Origin of the sequence: Ruminococcus sp. MCC718 (assembly GCF_018783905.1) — a bacterium.
Classification (GTDB): domain Bacteria; phylum Bacillota; class Clostridia; order Lachnospirales; family Lachnospiraceae; genus Hominisplanchenecus; species Hominisplanchenecus faecis.
This window is the reverse complement of the sequence record NZ_WQNP01000149.1, coordinates 1-261: the sequence shown is the minus strand read 5'-3', so window position 1 is coordinate 261 and position 261 is coordinate 1. Positions and strand designations below refer to the sequence as shown.

Annotated in this window: 1 protein-coding gene; it reads right to left on the bottom strand. The window is 31.8% G+C overall.

The features are described from left to right. Positions 1–261 (bottom strand): transposase (locus GPK60_RS15755; protein WP_215660326.1); only part of this gene is annotated, 261 nt, incomplete at both ends.

Sequence of the window (261 nt, the reverse complement as noted above, 5' to 3'; positions counted from 1 at the left end):
CTTGAACTTTTGTTTTTGTATATTCGCTCTTTGAGTGGATTCTCCTTTCTGTAAATTTTCATATTTTCGAGAAAGACTTCTCTGTTCTCGAATAAGTTGTTTTTCAAGTTTCTTTAATTTTGCTGATTTGTTAATATTCTTATAAGTTTTACCATTAGAAACAGTGGCGAAATCCTTTAATCCAAGATCAATGCCAATTCCTTCATTGGAATTATCAGCTGTCTTGTTATCCGGCAGTTCTACAAGAACTGAAACATAGTA